Origin of the sequence: Burkholderia sp. AU39826 (genome assembly GCF_020419965.1) — a bacterium.
Lineage (GTDB): Bacteria > Pseudomonadota > Gammaproteobacteria > Burkholderiales > Burkholderiaceae > Burkholderia > Burkholderia semiarida.
In genome coordinates this window covers 138470-162182 of the sequence record NZ_JAIZQG010000009.1, presented here as the reverse complement: position 1 = coordinate 162182, position 23713 = coordinate 138470, and the positions used below count along the sequence as shown (strand labels likewise).

Sequence of the window (23713 nt, the reverse complement as noted above, 5' to 3'; positions counted from 1 at the left end):
GTACCTGCTTCACGCATGCAGCACATGCGCCGGAAACGCAGGCCCCGCACTCGCCGCGCCCTGCGCGAGCGGCGCCACCTGCTTGCGCCGCTCACGCGTCGGCGCGACGCCGAACGCGTCACGGTAGCTCTTGCTGAAGTGGCATGCCGACTGGAAGCCGCACGCCATCGTGATGTGCATGATCGACATGTCGGTCTGCAGCAGCAACTCGCGCGCCCGGCGCAGCCGCAGCGTCAGGTAGTAGTGCGTCGGCGTCATCCCGAGGTGCTCGCGGAAGAGGCGCTGCAACTGCCGCTGCGACATGTTCGCGAGCCGCGCGAGCTCCTCGCGCGACAGCGGCTCCTCGATGTTGTTCTCCATCAGCGAGATCACTTCGAACAGCGACTTGTTCGCGGAGCCCAGGCGCGCGACGAGCGGCATGCGCTGTTGTGCGCTCGTATCGCGCACGTGTTCGACGATGAACTGCTCGGCGATCTGCGTGACGCGTGCGGTGCCCACGCGCGCGGCGATCAGGTTCAGCATCATGTCGAGCGGCGCGACACCGCCCGTGCACGTGATGCGGTCGCGGTCGATCACGAACAGTTCCTTCAGGAAGCGCGTGTCCGGAAACTCTTCCTTCAGCGCCGACATGTTCTCCCAGTGGATCGCGCACGCGTAGCCAGCGAGCAGCCCCGATTTCGCGAGCGCATAGGTGCCCGTGCACAGGCTGCCGAGCGGGATGCCGGAGCGCGCGAAGCGGCGCAGTGTCGACAGATGGGCGGGCGTGGTCGCGCGCTGCACGTCGACGCCGCCGCACACGAACACGATGTCGGGTTGTCCCACGCACTCGGCCGGGCCCGTGTCGACCGTCAGGCCGTTGCTCGCCGTAACCGGGCCGCCGTCCGGGCTGATCACCGACCAGCGATAGAGCGGCTGGCCGCTCAGGTAGTTCGCCATCCGAAGCACCTCGATCGCATTGGTGAACGCGATCATCGTGAAGTTCGGTAAAGGCATGAACGCGAAGTGGGACAGCGACGCTGTGCGGTCGGGCGACATGGGGAGCGTTCCTTGAATCTCTAATAGCTTTTGGCCCGGGGCACGAATCGGGCTGCGGTATTGTGTGAGCGAGTGCAACAAGCGTGCCATACGGCTAAACCCTAGCCCCATACGTCGTCTGGGCATCGGCGCGTTGCTGCACTGCACCGTATCCGGGAGACGGCGCACTCGAACGTGCGGCAAACGCACTGCCGGTGTGCGTGTCCATAGGTGAACGTCCAATGCCGTTTCGAGCGGCCGTACCGAAAAGCACGACCGGTCACTTGTATAAAACGGACGCGCATGGCGGAAAAGGCAAAGAACGCGTCTAAATTCATCAATCCGCCGAAAATCCGAACGACAAGAATAGAGCCGTCGGCAGCCTTGCACTGGACGAGCGGCAAACCCAGGCACGGCGGGCCCTGAGCTTCGGTTGCAGCCCTTTATTCTTCGTCACGGACGCACTATGTCGAACACCCAGCCTTTCTTCTCGCAGCCCCTTGCCGAGCGCGACGCGCCGGTGCGCAGCGCCATCCTGAAGGAACTCGAGCGTCAGCAGTCGCAGGTCGAGCTGATCGCGTCGGAAAACATCGTGTCGCGCGGCGTGCTCGAGGCGCAGGGCTCGGTACTGACCAACAAGTACGCGGAAGGCTATCCCGGCAAGCGCTACTACGGCGGCTGCGAATTCGCCGATGAGGTCGAGGCGCTCGCGATCGAACGCGTGAAGCAGATCTTCAACGCCGGCTACGCGAACGTGCAGCCGCACTCGGGCGCGCAGGCGAACGGCTCGGTGATGCTCGCGCTGGCCAAGCCGGGCGACACGGTGCTCGGCATGTCGCTGGATGCCGGCGGCCACCTGACGCACGGCGCGAAGCCGGCACTGTCGGGCAAGTGGTTCAACGCGGTCCAGTACGGCGTGAACCGCGACACGCTGCGCATCGACTACGATCAGGTCGAGGCGCTCGCCCACGAGCACAAGCCGAACCTCATCATCGCCGGCTTCTCGGCGTACCCGCGCGCGCTCGACTTCGCACGCTTTCGCGCGATCGCCGACAGCGTCGGCGCGAAGCTGATGGTCGACATGGCGCACATCGCGGGCGTGATCGCCGCGGGTCGCCACGCGAACCCGGTCGAGCACGCGCACGTCGTCACGTCGACCACGCACAAGACGCTGCGCGGCCCGCGCGGCGGCTTCGTGCTGACCAACGACGAGGAGATCGCGAAGAAGATCAACTCGGCCGTGTTCCCCGGTCTGCAGGGCGGCCCGCTGATGCACGTGATCGCCGGCAAGGCCGTCGCGTTCGGCGAAGTGCTGCATGCGGATTTCAAGACCTACATCGACAACGTGCTCGCGAACGCGCAGGCGCTCGGCGAAGTGCTGAAGGCCGGCGGCGTCGATCTCGTCACGGGCGGCACCGACAACCATCTGCTGCTGGTGGACCTGCGCCCGAAGGGCCTGAAGGGTGCGCCGGTCGAGCAGGCGCTGGAACGCGCGGGCATCACCTGCAACAAGAACGGCATCCCGTTCGACACCGAGAAGCCGACCGTCACGTCGGGCATTCGCCTCGGCACGCCGGCCGGCACGACGCGCGGTTTCGGCGTCGCGGAGTTCCGCGAGATCGGCCGCCTGATCCTCGAAGTGTTCGACGCGCTGCGGGCGAACCCCGAGGGCGACCCGGCAACCGAGCAGCGCGTGCGCCGCGAGATCTTCGCGCTCTGCGAGCGCTTCCCGATCTACTGATCGACCCCACAAGAACAGTCACACGAGCGAGAGCAGATATGAGCACGCTGCATCAGGACAGCATCATCATCGACGGACTGAACATCTCGAAGTTCGAGAAGCCGGTGTTCGAGGACATGCGCAAGGGTGGTATCACGGCCGCGAACTGCACGGTGTCGGTGTGGGAGAACTTCACCAAGACCGTCGACAACATCGGCGTGATGAAGAAGAAGATCCGCGACAACGGCGAGCTGCTGACGCTCGTGCGCACGACGGATGACATCTTCCGCGCGAAGAAGGAAGGCAAGACCGGCATCATCCTCGGCTTCCAGAACGCGCATGCGTTCGAGGACAACCTCGGCTACATCGAGGCGTTCGCCGACATGGGCGTGCGCGTCGTGCAGCTTTGCTACAACACGCAGAACCTCGTCGGCACCGGCTGCTACGAGCGCGACGGCGGGCTGTCGGATTTCGGCCGCGAAGTGATCACCGAGATGAACCGCGTCGGCATCATGGTCGACCTGTCGCACGTGGGCGGCAATACGTCGTCGGAAGCGATCGCGTTCTCGAAGAAGCCGGTGTGCTACTCGCACTGCCTGCCGTCGGGCCTGAAGGAGCATCCGCGCAACAAGAGCGACGCGCAACTGAAGGAGATCGCCGATGCGGGCGGCTTCGTCGGCGTGACGATGTTCGCGCCGTTCCTGAAGCGCGGCATCGAAGCGAACATCGACGACTACATCGAGGCGATCGACTACGTCGTGAACCTGATCGGCGAGGACGCGGTCGGCATCGGCACGGACTTCACGCAGGATTTCGCGAAGGAATTCTTCGACATGCTGACGCATGACAAGGGCCGCTATCGCCAGCTGACGAACTTCGGCAAGGTGATCAACCCGGACGGCATCCGCACGATCGGCGAATTCCCGAACCTGACCGCCGCGATGGAACGTCACGGCTGGAAGGAGTCGCGCATCCGCAAGATCATGGGCGAGAACTGGGTACGCGTGTTCAAGGACGTGTGGGGCGCGTAAGCGCCCGCCGAGCCGAACCGCTCCCTTCGTTTCAACATAAAAAAATCGGGACGTGCCAGCGCTTGCCGCGCGGGCACGCGGACGATGTCGCGCCTGCGCGCCGAGCCGCGCGGCCACTTTCCTCACGGAGTCACCACGATGCAACCGCAACTGCCGATTAACGTCGATCCCGATACCGGCGTCTGGACCACCGACGCGCTGCCGATGCTGTACGTGCCGCGCCACTTCTTCACGAACAACCACGTCGCCGTCGAGGAAGCGCTCGGCGTCGAAGCGTATGCCGAGATCCTCTACAAGGCCGGCTACAAGTCGGCTTACCACTGGTGCGACAAGGAAGCCAAGCAGCACGGCATCACCGGCATGGCCGTGTTCGAGCATTACCTGAAGCGCCTGTCGCAACGCGGCTGGGGGCTGTTCTCGATCATCGAGGCAGATCCGGCGAGCGCACGCGCGAAGATCGAGCTGCGCCACTCGTCGTTCGTGCTCCAGCAGCCGGGCAAGGAAGGCAAGCTCTGCTACATGTTCGCGGGCTGGTTCGCGGGCGCGATGGACTGGGTCAACGACACGACGCCGGAAGGCAAGCATGCGCCGCGCGCGCAATCGAAGGAAGTGCAGTGCGCGGCCGAGCATCACGACCACTGCGTCTTCGAAGTGTCGCCGATCGCGCACTGACGCATTGATTCACTGAAGCAGAACAACACCCGCAACACGAGACATTCGAACGCCAGAGGTCGCCAGCGATGCGTTATCCCCACCTGTTCAAACCCATGCAGCTGAACCAGCTGACGCTGCGCAACCGGATCGTCAGCACCGCGCACGCGGAGGTGTATGCCGAGCCGGGCGGCCTGCCGGGCGACCGCTATATCCGCTACTACGAAGAAAAGGCGAAGGGTGGCGTCGGCCTGGCCATCTGCGGCGGCTCGAGCCCGGTGTCGATCGACAGCCCGCAAGGCTGGTGGAAATCGGTGAACCTGTCGACCGACAAGATCATCGATCCGCTCACGCGCCTGGCCGACACGATGCACAAGCACGGCGCGAAGATCATGATCCAGGCGACGCACATGGGCCGCCGCTCGTCGTTTCACGGCGAGCACTGGCCGCACCTGATGTCGCCGTCGGGCGTGCGCGAACCCGTGCACCGCGGCAACGCGAAGATCATCGAGATCGAGGAAATCCGCCGCATCATCGGCGATTTCGCGGCGGCCGCGAAGCGCGTGAAGGCGGCCGGCATGGACGGCATCGAAATCTCCGCCGCGCACCAGCACCTGATCGACCAGTTCTGGAGCAAGCGTTCGAACCATCGCACCGACGAATGGGGCGGCAGCCTCGAAAACCGCCTGCGCTTCGGTATCGAAGTGCTGACGGCCGTGCGCGAGGCGGTCGGCAAGGATTTCTGCGTCGGCCTGCGCATGTGCGGCGACGAATTCCACGAGGACGGCCTCGATCACGAAGCGCTGAAGGAAATCGCGCAGGCAATGTCCGAGACGGGCCTGATCGACTACCTGAGCGTGGTGGGCTCGGGCGGCGATACGCACAACACGATCGCCAACTGCATGCCGCCGATGGCGCTGCCGCCGGAGCCGTTCGTGCATCTCGCGGCCGGCATCAAGTCGGTCGTGAAGATTCCGGTGATGCACGCGCAGAGCATCCGCGACGCGGGGCAGGCCGAGCGCCTGCTCGCGAACGGGATGATCGACCTGGTCGGCATGACGCGCGCGCAGATCGCCGATCCGCACATGGTGATCAAGATCCGCGACGGCCGCGAGGACGAAATCAAGCAGTGCGTCGGCGCGAACTATTGCATCGATCGCCAGTACAACGGGCTCGACGTGCTGTGCATCCAGAACGCGGCGACGTCGCGCGAAGCGACGATGCCGCACATCATCGAGAAGTCGCGCGGCCCCAAGCGCAAGGTCGTGGTGGTCGGCGCCGGCCCGGCGGGCCTCGAGGCCGCGCGCGTCGCGAAGCTGCGCGGCCACGACGTCGTGCTGTTCGAGAAGAACGCGGAAGTGGGCGGCCAGGTGATGATCGCCGCGAAGGCGCCGCAGCGCGAGCAGATGTCGGGGATCATCCGCTGGTTCGACATGGAAACGAAGCGCCTGGGCGTCGACCGGCGTCTCGGCGTGGCCGCCGACGAGAAGATGATCATGGCCGAGAAGCCGGACATCGTCGTGCTTGCCACCGGCGGTTCGAGCTTCACGTGGCAGGTGCCGGCGTGGGGCGTGGCCGAAGGCCTTGCCGTGAGCTCGTGGGACATCCTGACCGGCAAGGTCGAGCCGAAGCAGAACGTGCTGCTGTTCGACGGCGTGAGCACGCATGCGGGCGCCGGCGTGGCCGACTTCATGGCGAGCCGCGGCTCGAAGGTCGAGGTGGTGACGCCGGACGTGAAGGTCGCCGACGATTGCGGCGGCACGACGTTCCCGATCTTCTATCGCCGCCTGTACGCGTTCGGCGTGATCCCGACGCCGAACACGATGCTCGATCGCGTCTATGAAGAGAACGGCAAGATGATCGCCGTGCTGCGCAACGAGTACACGGAAGAACTGGAAGAGCGCGCGGTCGACCAGGTGGTGATCGAGAACGGCTCGTCGCCGAACGACGAGCTGTACTGGAAGCTCAAGCCGGAATCGGTGAACCGCGGCCAGATCGATCCGCACACGCTGTTCGCGGCCGAGCCGCAGCCGTGCCTGTCGGAAGAACTCGGCAACGGCCGTTTCCTGCTGTTCCGTGTCGGCGACTGCATCTCGATGCACAACGTCCACGGTGCGATCTACGACTCGCTGCGTCTCGTGAAGGATTTCTAAAAGATGAATCCGTCCTTCCTCATTACCGCCTTGTTGTGGCTGTCGGTGGCGGGGCTCGCGTTCGCGGTCGCGAAGCGCTCGTCCTACTGGCGTCTGGGCCGCGCCACCGCGCCCGGCGCGTTTGGCGTCGCGAACCTGTTCGCGATTCCGAAGCGTTATTTCGTCGACCTGCACCACGTGGTCGCCCGCGATCCGTACATCGCGAAGACCCACGTCGCGACCGCCGGCGGCGCGATCGGCGCGCTCGCGCTGGTGTTCGTCAACTACGGCCTCGCGATCTACTCGCCGTGGCTCGACAAGCTGATCTTCCTCGCGGCGCTCGCGATGCTGGTCGGCGCGGTGTTCGTGTGGCGTCGCCGCGCGGCGAAGAACGTGCCGGCGCGCCTGTCGCGCGGCCCGTGGAATACGCTGCCCTGGCTGCTCGGTTCGTTCGCGCTCGGCCTCGTGCTGTTCATGCTGGTGCCGACCGGCGCGATGTCGGGTGCGTTCGCGGTGCTCTGCGCGCTGCTGATCGGCATCGGCGCGTTCACGATGACGGTCGGCGCGGCGAAAGGCGGCCCGATGAAGCACGCGATCGCCGGCCTGCTGCACCTCGCGTTTCACCCGCGCCAGGAGCGTTTCGCGGCCACCCGCGAATCGTTCACCGGCAACGGCACGGCCACGCCGCCGACCGCGCTGAAGCTGCCGGACATCGAGCATCAGGAGTACGGCGTCGCGAAGCCGGTCGAATTCCGCTGGAACCAGTTGCTGAGCTTCGACGCATGCGTGCAGTGCGGCAAGTGCGAAGCCGCGTGCCCCGCGTTCGCGTCGGGCCAGCCGCTGAACCCGAAGAAGCTGATCCAGGATCTCGTCGTCGGGATGGCCGGCGGCACCGATGCGGCGTACGCGGGCAGCCCGACGCCGGGCCTGCCTGTCGGCCAGCATCGCGGCGAGCCGAACGGCCCGATCGTGTCGGGCCTGATCGAGGAACAGACGCTGTGGTCGTGCACCACCTGCCGCGCGTGCGTGCAGGAATGCCCGATGCTGATCGAACACGTCGACGCGATCGTCGACATGCGCCGCAACCGCACGCTCGTGCACGGCACGGTGCCGGGCAAGGGCCAGGAAGTACTCGCGAACCTGCGCGAGACGGGCACGATGGGCGGCTACGACACGGCCGCGCGCTACGACTGGTCGGTCGACCTGAGCGCACCCGTCGCGCAGCCCGGCAAGCCGGTCGACGTGCTGTTCGTCGCGGGCGAAGGCGCGTTCGACATGCGCTACCAGCGCACGCTGCGTGCGTTCGTGAAGGTGCTGAACAAGGCGGGCGTCGACTATGCGGTGCTCGGCCCGACCGAGACCGACACGGGCGACGTCGCGCGCCGGCTCGGCGACGAAGCGACGTTCCAGCAGATGGCGAAGCGCCTGATCGGCACGCTCGGCACGCTGTCGTACAAGCAGATCGTGACGGCCGACCCGCACGTGATGCACAGCCTGCGCAACGAATACCGTGCGCTCGGGCTGCGCGTGACGGTCAAGCATCACACGACGTATCTGGCCGAACTGGCCGACAGCGGCAAGATCGCGCCGAAGGCGGTCGAGGCGCTGCAGGAGAAGCGCACCACGTATCACGACCCGTGCTACCTCGGCCGCTACAACGGCGAGACGGAAGCACCGCGCAAGCTGCTGAAGACGATCGGCATCCAGGTCGTCGAGATGGAGCGCCACGGCATGCGCGGCCGCTGCTGCGGCGGTGGCGGCGGCGCGCCGCTCACCGACATCCCCGGCAAGCAGCGCATCCCGGACATCCGCATCGCCGACGCACGCACGATCGGCGCGGACGTGGTCGCGGTTGCGTGCCCGAACTGCACGGCCATGCTCGAAGGCGTCGTGGGCCCGCGCCCCGACGTGCTCGACGTCGCTGAACTCGTCGCCGCCTCGCTGGAGTGAATCGATGAATACGATCAAACGAATCGATCCGCGCCGGCCGTTCATCATCACGGCCGCCGGCCTGAAGCGCATCACGCTCGGCGAGGAAGGCAGCGCCGATGCGAACGCCGCGCAGTGGTCCGCGCACGGTCATGGCGCCGCGGCGGCGAAGCCGCGCCGCGCGCTGCAGGATCCGAAGCACGTGATGCTGGTGGTCGCCCATGGCGAACGCGGCGCGCTCGACGACCATTCGCGGCAGGCGATCGCCGCCGCGGCCGTGCTTGCCGATGCGCAGACCGAAGTCGCGCTGCTCGCGTTCGGCGAACTCAAGGACGACGTGGCCGAACTGGGTGTCGACAAGCTGCTCGAGCTGACCGGCTTCGATCGCCGCGCGTTCGATCCCGAAAGCGAACTGCAAGCATTGCAGGCCTGTGTGGCCGCGCTCGCCCCGAAGCATGTGTTCGTGCCCGACAACGCGACCGGCGACGGCGATCTCGGCCGCCGTTACGCGGCGGCGGCCGGCGCGAGCGTCGCGACCCACGTCGTCGAGATCGACGCGAAGCACGTGGGCGCGTACGCGCAGGCCGGGCGCGCGTTCGCGACCCGTGCGCTGCCCGACGTGATCCTGCTCGCGCAGAACGCGGTGGAGGCGAAGCTGCCGTTCGTCGGCGCCGGCGAACGCGTGGCTGCCGATTTCATCCGCCCGGTGCATGACGCCGCGCAGCCATACCGCGATCTCGGCCTCGACGAAATCGATGCGGCCCAGGTCGCGCTCGAGGAAGCCGATTTCATCGTGTCGGCCGGCAACGGCGTGTCCGACATCGCTGCGTTCGAGCGGCTGGCCGGCGTGTTCGGCGCGGCGATCGGCGCGAGCCGCGTCGCGGTCGACAACGGCCACTTCACGCGCGACAAGCAGGTCGGCGCGACCGGCAAGACGGTCGAGGCGAGCGTGTATATCGCGTTCGGCATCTCGGGCGCGGTGCAGCATTTGCAGGGGATCAAGGATTGCCGCCACGTGATCGCGGTGAACCTCGACGGCAGCGCGCCGATCGCCAAGCGCGCGAACCTGACGGTGGTCGGCGACGCGCAGGCGACGATCGCCGCGCTGATCGAACAGGTCCAGGCCGCGCGGGCCGCGCGCGGCGAATCGCCGGCCGCGGTCGGTACCCGTGAACCCGAAGGAGTCGCCGCATGAATGCCCCTCGTCCCTTGCAACGCATCGCGGTGCTCGTGTCCGTCGGCCGGCATCCGGTCAGCGGCGTCGCGCGCTACAGCCGCAACGATGCGGCCGCGCTCGAAACCGGCCGCCAGCTCGCGGAAAAACATCGCGCGACGCTCGACGTGATCCACGCGGGCGACCCCGCGAACGCCGCGCTCGCCGAGTATCTGGCGCTCGGCGCGCGGGAGGTCGAAGTGCTGGCCTGCCGCGAAGGCGACGATGCCGTGCACGCGCTCGCCGCGCGCATCGAAGGCTACGACCTCGTGCTGACCGGCACGCGCGCCGAGGGCGCGTACGACACCGGGATGCTGCCGTACCGCGTCGCCGCGGCGCTCGGCTATCCGCTCGTCGGCTCGGCCGTCGACGTGACGGTCGATGGCGGTCGCGTGGCAGTCCGGCAATTTTTGCCGAAAGGACTGCGGCGACGTGTCGACGCGGCGCTGCCGGCCGTCGTGGCCGTCCATCCGCTCGCCGGTGTCGAGCCGCGCTATGCCTATGCGCGGCTGCGCGCCGGCGCGATCCGGCCGGCGCTCGCGGCGAGCGGGGCGGACGCCGACGCGACCGCGTGGACGGTCGGCCCGGTCGAGCGTAAACCCGTAAAACTGGTCGCCGCCGAGAAGCGCTCCGGGCATGCCCGGATGCTGTCCGCGACGACGACCGAAAGCCGTGGCGGCAACGTCGTAAATGAAGGGAGTTCGGTCGAAAAAGCACAAGTGATCCTTGCGTATTTGCGCGAGCATCAGCTCATCGACTACTGATTTTGATGCCTGTCGGCAAGAACCCAGGGATGCAAGGAATCCGGAGCAAACGATGAAAGTATCGGCAGACATTCGTGCATTGATCGAACGCCGCAAGGCAGGCTACAGCCTCGAAGCGCCGTTCTACACGAGCGAGGACATTTTCGCGCTCGACATGGAGGCGATTTTCCGCCAGCACTGGATCCAGGTGGCGATCGAACCGGACATTCCCGAGCCGGGCGATTACGTGACCGTGCAGTTGGGCAACGATTCGATCCTGATCGTGCGCGACGACGACATGGCGATCCGCGCGTTCCACAACGTGTGCCGTCACCGCGGCGCACGCCTGTGCAACGAAGATAAAGGCTCGGTCGGCAACATCGTGTGCCCGTACCACAGCTGGACCTACAACCTGACGGGCCAACTGATGTTCGCCGAGCACATGGGCGAGAAGTTCGACCGTTGCAAGCACAGCCTGAAGTCGGTGCACGTCGAGAACCTCGCGGGCCTGATCTTCATCTGCCTCGCCGATGAGCCGCCCGTCGATTTCGCGCAGATGCGCGCCGAGATGGAACCGTACCTGCTGCCGCACGATCTGCCGAACACGAAGATCGCCGCGCAGATCGACATCATCGAGGAAGGCAACTGGAAGCTCACGATGGAGAACAACCGCGAGTGCTATCACTGCGTCGCGAACCATCCGGAGCTGACGATCTCGCTGTACGAATACGGCTTCGGCTACCAGCGTTCCGACGCGAACGCCGAAGGCATGGACGCTTTCGCCGAGACCTGCGTGCGCCGCGGCAAGGAGTGGGCGGAGATGGGCCTGCCGTCCGCCGAAATCGAAAAGCTGCTCGACGTGACGGGTTTCCGCACGCAGCGCCTGCCGCTCGACCGCCACGGCGAATCGCAGACGCTCGACGCGAAGGTCGCGTCGAAGAAGCTGCTCGGCGGCTTCGACAAGGCCGACCTCGGCGGGCTGTCGTTCTGGACGCAGCCGAACTCGTGGCACCACTTCATGAGCGATCACATCGTGACGTTCTCGGTGATCCCGCTGTCGGCTGGCAAGACGCTCGTGCGCACGAAGTGGCTCGTGCACAAGGACGCGAAGGAAGGCATCGACTACGACGTGAAGAACCTCACGGCCGTGTGGAACGCGACCAACGACCAGGATCGCGCGCTCGTCGAATTCTCGCAGCGCGGCGCGACCAGCAGTGCGTACGAGCCGGGCCCGTATTCGCCGTACACGGAAGGTCTCGTCGAAAAATTCTCGGCCTGGTACATCGGCCGGCTCGCCGAACAAACCGGCGCGTAGTCGTCAGCGGAACAGCAAGCGGAGCAACTGATGAAACGACCCTCACGTTCACTTCGTTCACTGCCCCCCGCGGGGGCGGTCAGCCTCCTTGGGGCGGCCCTGCGGAGGCTGACATGATGCGAGATGCGGCCAATTTCGAGCCGGCGGACAGCCGGGTGACGCGCCCGGCGTTCTGGAACGCGCTGCCCGAGCGCTGGACGAGCGACGTCGAGGAAACGCTGGTGTGCTGCCACGTGCGGCAGGAAACGCACGACGTGAAGAGTTTCTTCTTCCGTTCGCCGCAGGGCCGCACGTTTTCGTTCGAGCCCGGGCAGTTCCTCACGCTCGAGCTCGACATCGACGGCGAAACGATCAACCGCTGCTACACGATCTCGTCGTCGCCGGCGCGGCCGCACACGGTGTCGATCACGGTGAAGCGCGTGCCGGGCGGCAAGGTGTCGAACTGGCTGCACGACAACCTGCAGCCGGGCGCGTCGGTGCGCGTGCTCGGCCCGGCCGGCGAATTCACGTGTGCAAGGCATCCGGCGCGCAAGTACCTGTTCCTGTCGGCCGGCTCGGGCATCACGCCGCTGATGTCGATGAGCCGTGCACACCATGATCTCGCGGAAGATCGCGACATCCTGTTCGTGCACAGCGCACGCACGCCGGACGACATCATCTTCGCGCGCGAGCTCGACCTGATCGCGTCGAACCACACGAATTTCCGCACGTCGTTCGTCGTCGAGCGCGTCGGCGCACGCACCAACTGGCCGGGCGTCACCGGCTTCCTGACGCTGCCGCTGCTGAAGCTGATCGCGCCGGATTTCATGGAACGCGAAATCTTCACGTGCGGCCCCGCACCGTACATGAAGGCGGTGCGCGACCTGCTCGACGAAGCCGGCTTCGATCGCAAGCAGTATCACGAGGAAAGCTTCTCGTTCGAGACGCTCGCGCAGACCGCGAGCGACGAGCTGCTGGCCGATCTCGCGCCGCCGGCCGAAGGCGACGCCGCCGGCACGAAGCAGTACACGGTCAGCTTCGCGAAGAGCAATCGCGAGATTTCGTGCGGCTCGGAGCAGCACGTGCTCGACGCGGCGCGCCAGTCGGGCGTGCGGCTGCCGGCATCGTGCACGCAGGGCATGTGCGGTACGTGCAAGGTGAAGCTCGTGTCGGGGCAGGTCGAGATGAAACACAACGGCGGCATCCGCCAGCGCGAGATCGATCAGGGGATGGTGCTGCTGTGCTGCAGCAAGCCGCTGTCGGATCTCGTGATCGACAAGTAGTCGCAGGCGCCATCGGCTGTCCGGGCGCGTCGCGTCCGGACAAGCATCTGTCGGAAAACAACGATACCGCGGATTTGTGGTTGAAGAACCTAGAGAGACAACGCGCACGGTGCGCAGACCAAGGAGATCGACCATGAAATTGTTCGGAAAACTGTTTTGGGCCGGCGCACTGTCGGCGATGGCGGCACTGAGCGCATCGGCGCTCGCCGATACGAAGCCGACGCTGAAAATCGGTTACGTCGAAGGCTGGGACGACAGCGTCGCGACGTCGAACGTCGCCGCGCGCGTGATCGAGAAGAAGCTCGGCTACGAGGTGAAGCTCGTGCCGGTCGCCGCCGGGATCATGTGGCAGGGCGTCGCACGCGGCGATCTCGATGCGACGTTGTCCGCATGGCTGCCGGTCACGCACGGCTCCTACTGGAGCGAATACAAGAGCAAGGTCGTCGACCTCGGCGCGAACTTTCCCGACGCGAAGATCGGCCTGATCGTCCCCGATTACGTGAAGGCGAAGAGCATCGACGATCTGAACGCCGAGAAGAGCAGCTTCGGCGGCCGCATCGTCGGCATCGATGCCGGTGCGGGCGTGATGCGCAAGACCGACGAAGCGATCAAGAACTACGGGCTGAGCTACACGCTGATGCCGAGCTCGGGCAGCGCGATGACGGCCGAATTGTCGCGCTCGGTCGGCGCGAACAAGCCGGTGATCGTGACCGGCTGGGCGCCGCACTGGATGTTCGCGAAGTGGAAGCTGCGCTTCCTCGAGGATCCGAAGAAGGTGTTCGGCGGCGCCGAGCACGTCGACAGCGTCGTGAATCCGGGCCTCGAAACCAAGGCGAAGCCGGTCGTCGCGTTCCTGAAGAAATTCCAGTGGAAGCCGGGTGAAATCGACAGCGTGATGCTGGCGATCCAGAACGGCTCGAAGCCGGAAGCGGCCGCGGATGCGTGGATCGCGGCGCATGCCGACCGCGTGAATGCGTGGACGGAAGGCGCGCAGTAAGTCTCCCGACATACGTCGTACGAATCATCATAAAAACACGCCGGGAATAGCATGCAGGAATCCGAAACAATGAGGATGAAATGCAGCCATATCCCGGAATTCTTTTTCGGATTCTGCAAAAAAGCGCGTAAGTTGTTACACTAGCGCCCTTGTGCGGAGTCATCCCGCTTTGTATCGGAGCAGCGTAAACGTTGAAGCGCTTACGCTGATCGAGAGGAGGAATTGGATGAGTCAAGCAGGACTGCGTGCTAATCGCACCAGTGATGTCGAGGCAACCATCTCACATGATTCGACGGGCCACACGCTGCATCGTGGCCTGACCTGGAAAGACGCTTTTTGGGTAACGAGCGGCGTGCCGGCAGGCGTGCTGTTCACGATCGGCGGCGTATGCGCGACGATCGGCCAGCCCGCGTGGGCGATCTGGATCGCCGCGATCACGATGGGGCTGGTTCAAAGCGCGACTTATGCGGAAATATCCGGGCTATTTCCGCATAAATCGGGCGGCGCGTCGGTGTATGGCGCGATCGGCTGGGTTCGTTACAGCAAGCTGATTGCCCCGGTGTCCGTGTGGTGCAACTGGCTCGCGTGGTCGCCGATGCTCGCGCTCGGCTGCGGCCTCGCGGCAAGCTATGCGCTCACGAGTCTCTTTCCCGCCAATGCGGCGGTGCTGCACTGGCAGCTCAAGGTTGCGGATCTCGGGTTCATCAAGCCCGGTCTGTCTTTGCGAATCAACGCGACGTTCATCATCGCGACGATTCTGCTTCTCATCACGTTCAAGCTTCAGCACAGCGGTGCGTCGAAGGCCGCGCGTACGCAGCGCATTCTCGGCATCGCGTCGCTCACGCCGCTCTTGATCGTCGGCATCGTGCCGTTCGTCACCGGCGACGTGCCGATGTCGAACCTGCTCCCACTGCTGCCGCTCGGTCACGACGCGCAGGGCAACCTCACGGCCGCGACCTTCGGCGCGTGGAACGGGCAGGGCGTGACGATGGCGCTCGGCGCGATGTTCATGGCCGGCTGGGCGTCGTACGGTTTCGAGACGGCCGTCTGCTACACGCGTGAATTCCGCGATCCGCGGCGCGATACCGCGAAGGCGATCTTCTGGTCGGGCGCGCTGTGTCTCGTCGTGATGACGCTCGTGCCGATGGCGTTCCAGGGCGCGCTCGGCACGCAGGCGATGCTCGATCCGGCGATCGGCGACGGCACCGGCGTCGCAGCCGCGATGGCGAAGATCGTCGGCGGTGGCGCGTGGGTCGCGAATGCGGTCGTCGTGATGCTGATGCTGTCGATCCTGCTGATCGTGATGACGTCGATGATGGGTTCGTCGCGCACGCTGTACCAGGCGTCGGTCGACGGCTGGCTGCCGAAGTACCTGTCGCACGTGAACGAGCACGGCTCGCCCACGCGCGCGATGTGGACCGACCTCGGCTTCAACCTCGTGTTGCTGATGATGTCGGACTACATGACGGTGCTGTCGATCTCGAACGTCTGCTACATGCTGTTCGTATTCCTGAATCTTCAGTCGGGCTGGATCCACCGGATGGATCGCGGCAACTGGGATCGGCCGTTCCGCTGCCCGACGTGGCTGCTCGTCGCGGGCTCGATTTGCGGCTATGCGAACCTCGTCTATGTTGGCGCGGGCGCGAACCTGCAGGGCGAGGGCACGTTGCGTAACGGGCTGATCGCGATGCTGCTGATCGTGCCGGTGTTCCTGTATCGCCACTACTGGCAGGACCGCGGCCGCTTCCCCGCGCAAATGCAGCGCGACATGGAGCTCGAAGTGCCGAAGCGCGCGCCTTGGCTGAGCCTGATGCCGTATGCGGCGTTGATCGGCGCGGCGCTCACGATCTGGTTGTCGTACTACTTTGCTTGGGTGAAGTGATGCGGTAATGCCTGCGTGTCGCAGCGCGATGGCTCCGGAAACCGCACACGGGGCCATCGCGCGAAGCGCCCACGACGACAAAGACGACAACAAGGCCCGACCGGTCCACGCCGGTCGGGCCTTGTTCGTTTCCCCCGCGTTCGAACACGCCCTGGCCAGCTTACGAAAACACCACCGTCCGGTCGCCGTTCAGAAACACCCGCCGCTCGATGAACGCCTTCACAGCGCGCGCAAGCGTCAGCGATTCGACATCGCGCCCCACCGCAAGCAGTTGCTCCGGCCGCAGCGCATGATCGACACGCTCGACGACCTGCTCGATGATCGGGCCTTCGTCGAGATCGTCGGTCACGAAGTGCGCGGTCGCGCCGATCAGCTTCACGCCGCGCGCATGCGCCTGGTGATACGGCTTCGCGCCCTTGAAGCCGGGCAGGAACGAGTGATGAATGTTGATCGCGCGGTTCGCGAGCTTCGCGCTCGTCTCCGGCGACAGCACCTGCATGTAGCGCGCGAGGATCACGAGCTCGGCGCCGCTCGATTCGAAGAAGTCGAGCCATTGCGCTTCCTGCTGCGCCTTGGTCTCCGCCGTGATCGGGAAGTGTCGGAACGGCAACCCATGCTGCGCGGCAAGCGGCTCGAAGTCGGGGTGGTTCGACACGATGCCGACGATATCCATCTTCAGCTCGCCCATGCGCCAGCGGAACAGCAGATCCGCGAGGCAGTGCTCGAGCTTCGACACCATGATCAGCACCTTCGGCCGCGCGTTGACATCGTGGATCGCCCACTGGATGCCGCCATCGTGGCCGGCGAGTCCGGCCGCGATCGGCGCGAATTCCTGGCGCAGCGCGTCGATCTGCAACGTCTCATCCGTCGGATGAAAGACGCAGCGCACGAAGAAGCGGTTGCTGAGATCGTCGTCGAACACGTTCAGCGCATCGACATAGCAGCGATGGCGATCGAGAAAGCCGACGACGGCGGCGACCTGACCGGCCGCGCTCGGGCACGACAGTGTCAGGACGAATTGATCGGGGCGGTGCTCGGCGGTCATGAGACTCCTCGGATGGCAGGGGGCGTACGGCCGCGCGGCGGCGCACGACAGCGCCGCGCCGCGTGGGTAGCGGGAGGCTCAAGTAAATCAGGACGATTTCGCGGCGGATAGAACCAACGCGCCGTGTGGCTGGTATCGGTGCGCCAGCGGGCGGGCGAGGGCCGCAGGGTGCGGGCCGTGTCAGGCCCCCGCGCACGCGTCGAGCAGCCAGCGCCGGAACACGTGGGTCGCGTCCGGCTCCGGCCGCTGCGGCGGCCGCACCAGGAAGTAGCCGCGCGACGTGACGACGGGCGCATCGACGAGCTTCACGAGCTGGCCGCTCGCGACGAGTTCGTCGACGAGCGGCGACCAGCCGAGCGCGACGCCTTCGCCGAGCAGCGCCGCGTGGATCACGAGCGCATAGCTGTTGAAGGTCACGCCGCGCGCGGCGGCCGGCGGTTCGAGCCCGTGCGCGTCGAACCAGCCCGCCCACGACAGCCAGCGCTCGGGGCGCGTCGGCTGCACGTGCAGCAGCGGCAGCGCGAGCAGGTGGTCGGCCCGCGCGACGCCCCGGTGCGCGTCGCGAAACGCGGGCGAGCACACGGGCGTGACGGATTCCGGAAACAGCCGCGCGGCCGTGCACGACGGCCAGTGGCCGTCGCCGAACAGGATCGCGATGTCGCCGTGGTCGCGTTGCGCGTCGTAATCCTGTGACGTGACGACGCGCACGTCGACGTCCGGCATCACGCGCTTGAGCCCGGCCAGGCGCGGCATCAGCCAGTAGGTCGCGAAACCGAAGTCGGTGACGATCGTGAGCGCGCCGTGCTCGCGGCGCGCGCGCAGCGTCGCGGTCGCGCCGCGCAGCGTGTCGAGGCTCAGCCGCACGGCTTCGTACAGGCACTCGCCGTCGGCCGTCAGCGTGACGCCACGCGGGCTGCGTTCGAACAGCGGCACGCCGAGTTCGGCTTCGAGCTGGAACACCTGCTGGCTCACGGCCGGCTGCGTCGAGCCGAGCTCGCGCGCGGCGGCCGTGAAGCTCGCGAGCCGGGCGGCCGATTCGAACGCGCGCAGCGCCTGCATCGACGGTAACGGTTCGGGTTTCGACATAAGTCCCTCTAATGGCCCCATAAGGGCCGGACGCCTACCCGCACGAATTCGGGCGGGCGATAGTGCAGCGGACGGTACGGCACATGCGCTTCACGCGCCGGCGGCAACGGATTCCGCGATTCTAGCCAGCGCGGCCCCGGCGCGCGGCAGTTTCCGCGGGCCGCCTCCGTCATGCCGGACGTCTCGCTGCCCGAGCGGCGAGCCGTTCCATTCGAACACCGCTTTTCCCACGATCGCCGATGACGAACCCGACACCCAACATCCTGATCCTGATGGCCGACCAGCTCACGCCGTTCGCGCTGCCCGCGTACGGCAACCGCGTCGCCCGCACGCCGACGCTCGACCGGCTTGCGGCCGAAGGCGTGGTGTTCGACGCCGCGTACTGCGCGAGCCCGCTGTGCGCGCCGTCGCGCTTCTCGCTGCTGACCGGCAAGCTGCCGTCGGGCATCGGCGCCTACGATAACGCCGCCGAATTGCCCGCGCAAACGCTGACGTTCGCGCACTACCTGCGCGCGGGCGGCTACCGGACGATGCTGTCCGGCAAGATGCACTTCTGCGGGCCCGACCAGTTGCACGGCTTCGAGGAGCGCCTCACGACCGACATCTATCCTGCCGATTTCGGCTGGGTGCCCGACTGGGACAGCCCGACCGAGCGGCCGAGCTGGTATCACAACATGAGCTCGGTGCTCGACGCCGGCCCGTGCGTGCGCACGAACCAGCTCGACTTCGACGACGAAGTGACGTTCGCCGCGAAGCAGAAGCTGTACGACGTCGCGCGCGAGCGTGCGGCCGGACACGATGCGCGGCCGTTCTGCATGGTCGTGTCGCTGACCCATCCGCACGACCCGTATGCGATCACGCGCGAATACTGGGATCGCTACGACGATGACGAGATCGACATGCCGGCCGTGCGGCTCGATGCGGCCGAAAGCGATCCGCATTCGCAGCGGCTGCGCTTCGTCTGCGAGAACGACCGCACGCCGCCGACGGACGCGCAGATCCGCGCCGCACGCCGCGCGTATTACGGCGCGACGTCCTATGTCGACACGCAGTTCGGCAGCGTGCTGGCCGCGCTCGAGCAATGCGGGTTCGCCGACGACACGATCGTGATCGTCACGTCCGACCACGGCGACATGCTCGGCGAGCGCGGGCTCTGGTACAAGATGACGTTCTTCGAGGGCGGCTGCCGCGTGCCGCTGATCGTGCATGCGCCGGGCCGCTTCGGCGCCGCGCGCGTGCGCGGGCCCGTGTCGCACGTCGATTTGCTGCCGACGCTCGTCGACCTGGCCGGCGCGGCGCCCGCCGGCGGCTGGCCGGACCCGGTCGACGGCGCGAGCCTCGTGCCGCACCTGCACGGCACGCCCGCGCACGACGTCGCGCTCGGCGAATACCTCGCGGAAGGGGCGCTCGCGCCGATCGTGATGATCCGCCGCGGCGACTGGAAATACGTGCATTGCCCGGCCGATCCGGACCAGCTCTACAACCTGTCGGACGACCCGCGCGAGCTCACGAATCTGGCCGGTCGGCCGGAAGCCGCCGACGTGCTCGCCGCGTTCCGTGCGGAGGCCGGGCAGCGCTGGAACCTGCCCGAGCTGGACCGGCAGGTGCGCGCGAGCCAGCGGCGCCGGCGCTTCCATTACGCGGCGACGACGCAGGGCCGCATCCACGCGTGGGACTGGCAGCCGTTTACCGACGCGAGCCAGCGCTACATGCGCAATCACATCGAACTCGACACGCTCGAGGCGATGGCGCGTTTTCCGCGCGTCGGGCGCTGAACGTCCGGCAGTGCGAACATTGACGAACGACGGAGGAAGCGGACGATGAAACGGCAATGCGATGCAGCAATCCGAAGGATCGGCGCGGCGCTCGCCGCCGCCGCGTGCGTGGCGGCGACGCAGCCTGCGACTGCCGCCGATCCGAGCACGTGCGGCGACGTGAAGATGGCGGCGCCCGGCTGGACCGACATCGATGCGACGAACGCGATGGCGGGCGTCGTGCTGAAGGCGCTCGGCTACCGGCAGGCGGTGGCGAACCTGTCGGTGCCGATCACGTACCAGGGCTTGAAGAAAGGCCAGGTCGACGTGTTCCTCGGCAACTGGATGCCCGCGCAGGCGCCGCTCGTGAAGCCGTTCGTCGACGAGAAATCGATCGACGTGCTGCATGCGAACCTGAGCGGTGCGAAGTTCACGCTCGCGGTGCCCGACTATGTGGCCGCCGCCGGCGTGCATACGTTCGCCGATCTCGCGCGCTACGCGGACCGCTTCGACGGCAAGATCTACGGGATCGAGCCCGGTGCGCCCGCGAACCAGAACATCAAGCGGATGCTGTCCGACCACGCGCTCGGGTCCGCGAACTGGTCGCTCGTCGAATCGAGCGAAACGGGCATGCTCACGCAGGTCGAGCGCGCGGTGCGCGACAAGCGCTGGATCGTGTTTCTCGCGTGGGAGCCGCATCTGATGAACACGAAGTTTCATCTGACGTATCTGTCGGGCGGCGACGCGTATTTCGGCGCGAACTACGGCGGTGCGACGGTCAACACGGTCGCGCGTGCCGGGTTCGCCGGCCAGTGCGCGAACCTCGCGCGGCTGTTCCGGCAGATGACGTTCTCCGTCGACGTCGAGAACCGGATGATCGCCGACATGCTCGACAACAAGACGCCGCCCGCGCTCGCGGCGCAGCATGCGCTGAAAGCCGAGCCCGCGCTGGTCGCCGGCTGGCTCGACGGCGTGACGACCGCGGCCGGCGCGCCGGGCCTGCCGGCCGTGCGTGCGGCCCTCGACGGCCGCTGATCGCCTCCCTCCGGGCGGCCGGTTTTCGCCGTGCCGCCTGTCTACGTGTTTTCCCGACCCGTCGCATCGTGACCATTTAGTGTCGCCTTCAGACGGGTGACCCGAAATATGGGTTTGTATTTTTCGCCAATGGCTGCGTTATTGCGGAAAACGAAATACCGAAGCCAGCGGGGCGGTCTGAATTCGAATCCACCGGCGCATCGCGGCACGCGCCGGGACGAGATTCTATCCATCGAATGGTTCAGGGAGGGTGGTCGACAATGAAGCACACGAAAGTTGCCGTAGCCGCCGCGCTTGCATGCGCGGCCTGTATTCCCGCCGTCGGACACGCGCAAAGCAGCGTGACGCTGTACGGGATTCTCGACGCCGGTATCACGTACGTGAACAACACGGGCGGCTCGCACGTGGTCAAGTTCGACGACGGCGTCGCGTACGGAAACCGCTTCGGCCTCAAGGGCACCGAAGACCTGGGCGGCGGCCTGAAGGCGGTGTTCGTGCTGGAGAGCGGCTTCCGTCTCGGCAACGGGCAACTCGGCTTCGGCGGCGCGGAATTCGGCCGGCAGGCGTATGTGGGCCTGCAGAACGACTGGGGCACGTTGTCGTTCGGCAACCAGCTCGACATCACGAACGAACTCGTGTCGATCTACAACATCTCGGCCTGGGGCAGCGGTTACGCAATCCACCAGGGCGACTTCGACCGCTTCAACGGCGACCGCCTGCCGAATTCGGTGAAGTTCCTGTCGAACGACATGAGCGGCTTCAAGTTCGGCGCGATGTACTCGTTCGGCAACGTCGCGGGCAACTTCCATCGCAACAGCGCATGGAGCGCGGGCGCGAGCTTCACGAAGGGCGACTTCTCGATCGGCGCCGCGTACACGCGCCTGAACAACCCGAACGGCATCTACGCGTTCGACCCGTATGCGATGATCGGCACGCACACGTTCCTCGGCCAGCAGACCGTCACCGTCGATCCGGCGACCGGCGCACGTACCGACCTGTTCGCGAACACGCCGATGGGTGTCGACAGCCAGGGCACGTTCGGCATCGGCACGAGCTACACGATCGGCAAGCTGACGCTCGATGCCAACTACTCGTACACGACGATCAAGGGCTTCGGCCAGTCGTCGCACATGCAGGTGTACGAAGGCGGCGGCCTGTACCAGTTCACGCCGGCGCTGAGCTTCATCGCAGGCTACCAGCACACGCGCTTCGAAGGCCATCACTGGAACCAGGGCACGGCGGGCCTGCATTACCTGCTGTCGAAGCGCACGGACGTGTACATCTCCGGCGACTACCTGCGCGCGTCGCAGGGCGTCGATGCGGTGATCGGCTACAGCTTCACGCCGTCGACGACGCAGACGCAGGCCGACGTGCGGATCGGGATGCGGCATTCGTTCTGAGCGAGTGGGTGCAGTGTAGTGATGTGACGTCTTCAGCGAGGTCTCTCTTTGGCGCGAACCGTGGTTCGCGCTTTTTTTTGTGCGATGCCGCGGCTCGACGGGGCGCGTGGCCGGCGGCCGGCCGGTTTTCGGCGGTTGGCATATCATCGCGGTTTGGCCGCGCCTGCACCGTTGCCGCACGCACGCATTCGCGTGTGTCGTCGTTTCCCGAACGGTTGCGGTGTGCACCGCCGACCGCCGAGACCCCGATGACCACCCCCGTGCCCGATTCCAGTCCTTTATCCTCGTTACCCGCCAACCTGTTCCGCCACGCACCGTTCCAGCGCTTCTGGGGTACGCGCGTGATGTCGTCGCTGGCTTTCCAGATCCTGTCGGTCGCGATCGGCTGGTACGTGTACGCGCTCACGCACAGTGCGTTCGCGCTCGGCCTCGTCGGCCTCGCGCAGTTCGTGCCGATGTTCGCGCTGACGCTCGTCGTCGGGCAGGTGGCTGACCGTTACGACCGCCGGCGCATCGCGACGATCTGCCAGAGCGTCGAAGCACTGGCCGCCGGCGTGTTCCTGCTCGGCGCGCTGCAAGGGTGGCTGGCCGCGCCGGCCGTGTATGCGCTCGCGGCGGTCGTCGGCACGGCCCGCGCGTTCGAGTCGCCGTCGGTGTCGTCGCTGCTGCCGGCCGTCGTGCCGCGCGCCGACCTGCCGCGCGCGACCGCGCTGTCGACGTCCGCGAACCAGGCCGCGCAGATCCTCGGGCCCGCGTGCGGCGGGTTGCTTTACGGTGTCGGCGCACCCGTCGCGTTCGGCACGAGCGTCGCGGCCTTCGCGATCGCGGCGGTGCTGAGCGGCACGATTCCGCTGCGCGGGGCGCCGCCCGCCCGCGAGCCGGTCACGCTGCGCTCGGTGTTTTCGGGCATCGCGTTCATCCGGCGCGAACCGGCGATTCTCGGCGCGCTGTCGCTCGACCTGTTCGCCGTGCTGTTCGGCGGCGCAACCGCGCTGCTGCCGATCTATGCGCGCGACATCCTGCAGGTCGGCCCGTGGGGGCTCGGCGCATTGCGCGCGGCGCCGGCGGTCGGCGCGCTCGCGGGCACGCTGTGGCTCACGCGCTTCCCGTTGAAGGGGCGGCCGGGTCGTGCGATGTTCGGCGGCGTGATCGCGTTCGGCATCGCGACGATCGTGTTCGGGCTGTCGAGGCATTTCGTGCTGTCGCTCGTCGCGCTGGCGGCACTTGGTGCATCGGATGTCGTGAGCGTCGTCGTGCGGCTGTCGCTCGTGCAACTGCGCACGCCCGACGACATGCTCGGTCGCGTGAGCGCGGTCAATTCGCTGTTCATCGGCACGTCGAACCAGCTCGGCGAATTCGAATCGGGCGTGACGGCGGCATGGTGGGGCGCGCCGGCCGCGATCGTCGTCGGCGGCGTGGCGACGATCGCCGTCGCGCTGGCGTGGATGCGGCTGTTTCCGCAGCTCACGAACATGAAGTCGCTCGAACGCGATGCGTGACGCGT

Annotated in this window: 18 protein-coding genes; 15 read left to right on the top strand and 3 right to left on the bottom strand. The window is 66.6% G+C overall.

What is annotated here, in order from left to right; translation table 11 throughout:
* Nucleotides 1-9: 9 nt before the first annotated feature.
* Nucleotides 10-1125, bottom strand: coding sequence for a GlxA family transcriptional regulator (locus tag LGM42_RS18125; protein ID WP_081059242.1), 1116 nt, complete (start codon nt 1123-1125; stop codon nt 10-12).
* A gap of 355 nt (nt 1126-1480) precedes the next feature.
* On the opposite strand from LGM42_RS18125, the gene LGM42_RS18120 reads away from it, so the two are divergent.
* The 11 genes from LGM42_RS18120 to LGM42_RS18070 all read left to right on the top strand — a co-directional run bounded on the left by LGM42_RS18120 (nt 1481) and on the right by LGM42_RS18070 (nt 15889).
* Nucleotides 1481-2755, top strand: coding sequence for a serine hydroxymethyltransferase (locus LGM42_RS18120; protein ID WP_226232805.1), 1275 nt, complete (start codon nt 1481-1483; stop codon nt 2753-2755).
* Between the two features lie 38 nt (nt 2756-2793).
* On the top strand, nt 2794-3765 hold the full coding sequence (locus LGM42_RS18115) for a dipeptidase (RefSeq protein ID WP_034186088.1): 972 nt from the start codon (nt 2794-2796) through the stop codon (nt 3763-3765).
* A 138-nt stretch (nt 3766-3903) separates the two neighbouring features.
* A complete protein-coding gene (locus tag LGM42_RS18110; protein ID WP_059583203.1) occupies nt 3904-4437 on the top strand; it encodes a DUF5943 domain-containing protein in 534 nt (177 codons plus the stop codon).
* A 68-nt stretch (nt 4438-4505) separates the two neighbouring features.
* On the top strand, nt 4506-6569 hold the full coding sequence (locus tag LGM42_RS18105; protein ID WP_006488987.1) for an NADH:flavin oxidoreductase: 2064 nt from the start codon (nt 4506-4508) through the stop codon (nt 6567-6569).
* 3 nt (nt 6570-6572) lie between these two features.
* The gene (locus tag LGM42_RS18100) at nt 6573-8498 is read left to right on the top strand and encodes a (Fe-S)-binding protein (RefSeq protein WP_226232804.1); all 1926 of its coding nucleotides are present in this window, start codon (nt 6573-6575) and stop codon (nt 8496-8498) included.
* A gap of 4 nt (nt 8499-8502) precedes the next feature.
* On the top strand, nt 8503-9672 hold the full coding sequence (locus tag LGM42_RS18095; protein WP_060316995.1) for an electron transfer flavoprotein subunit alpha/FixB family protein: 1170 nt from the start codon (nt 8503-8505) through the stop codon (nt 9670-9672).
* Nucleotides 9669-10454, top strand: coding sequence for an electron transfer flavoprotein subunit beta/FixA family protein (locus LGM42_RS18090; RefSeq protein WP_226232803.1), 786 nt, complete (start codon nt 9669-9671; stop codon nt 10452-10454). The genes LGM42_RS18095 and LGM42_RS18090 overlap by 4 nt, the downstream gene beginning before the upstream one ends.
* A gap of 52 nt (nt 10455-10506) precedes the next feature.
* Nucleotides 10507-11748, top strand: coding sequence for an aromatic ring-hydroxylating oxygenase subunit alpha (locus tag LGM42_RS18085; RefSeq protein WP_059583196.1), 1242 nt, complete (start codon nt 10507-10509; stop codon nt 11746-11748).
* Nucleotides 11749-11861: 113 nt separating this feature from the next.
* Nucleotides 11862-13010, top strand: coding sequence for a hybrid-cluster NAD(P)-dependent oxidoreductase (locus LGM42_RS18080; protein ID WP_059583194.1), 1149 nt, complete (start codon nt 11862-11864; stop codon nt 13008-13010).
* A 133-nt stretch (nt 13011-13143) separates the two neighbouring features.
* Nucleotides 13144-14007 (top strand): glycine betaine ABC transporter substrate-binding protein, encoded by an 864-nt coding sequence (locus LGM42_RS18075; RefSeq protein WP_059642386.1) that lies wholly within the window; start codon nt 13144-13146, stop codon nt 14005-14007.
* A 226-nt stretch (nt 14008-14233) separates the two neighbouring features.
* Complete coding sequence (locus LGM42_RS18070) at nt 14234-15889, top strand: APC family permease (RefSeq protein WP_226221196.1); 1656 nt, start codon at nt 14234-14236, stop codon at nt 15887-15889.
* A 160-nt stretch (nt 15890-16049) separates the two neighbouring features.
* On the opposite strand, the gene purU is transcribed toward LGM42_RS18070, so the two are convergent.
* Nucleotides 16050-16934: a formyltetrahydrofolate deformylase gene (gene purU, locus LGM42_RS18065; RefSeq protein WP_060314237.1), complete on the bottom strand. Its 885-nt coding sequence runs from the start codon at nt 16932-16934 to the stop codon at nt 16050-16052.
* 180 nt (nt 16935-17114) lie between these two features.
* A complete protein-coding gene (locus LGM42_RS18060; protein ID WP_059643217.1) occupies nt 17115-18020 on the bottom strand; it encodes a choline sulfate utilization transcriptional regulator in 906 nt (301 codons plus the stop codon).
* Nucleotides 18021-18259: 239 nt separating this feature from the next.
* Here LGM42_RS18060 and betC point away from each other — a divergent pair, with 239 nt between their 5' ends.
* The 4 genes from betC (at nt 18260) to LGM42_RS18040 (ending at nt 23708) form a co-directional block, all read left to right on the top strand.
* Nucleotides 18260-19795 carry a choline-sulfatase gene (betC, locus tag LGM42_RS18055; protein ID WP_124862773.1) on the top strand — a complete coding sequence of 512 codons (1536 nt, stop codon included), beginning with the start codon at nt 18260-18262 and terminating at the stop codon, nt 19793-19795.
* 45 nt (nt 19796-19840) lie between these two features.
* Entirely contained in the window at nt 19841-20809 is a 969-nt protein-coding gene (gene choX, locus LGM42_RS18050) for a choline ABC transporter substrate-binding protein (protein ID WP_226232802.1), read from the top strand.
* A gap of 260 nt (nt 20810-21069) precedes the next feature.
* The gene (locus tag LGM42_RS18045; protein ID WP_060314249.1) at nt 21070-22209 is read left to right on the top strand and encodes a porin; all 1140 of its coding nucleotides are present in this window, start codon (nt 21070-21072) and stop codon (nt 22207-22209) included.
* 23 nt (nt 22210-22232) lie between these two features.
* Nucleotides 22233-23708, top strand: coding sequence for an MFS transporter (locus tag LGM42_RS18040; protein ID WP_413227418.1), 1476 nt, complete (start codon nt 22233-22235; stop codon nt 23706-23708).
* The last annotated feature ends 5 nt before the right edge of the window (nt 23709-23713 follow it).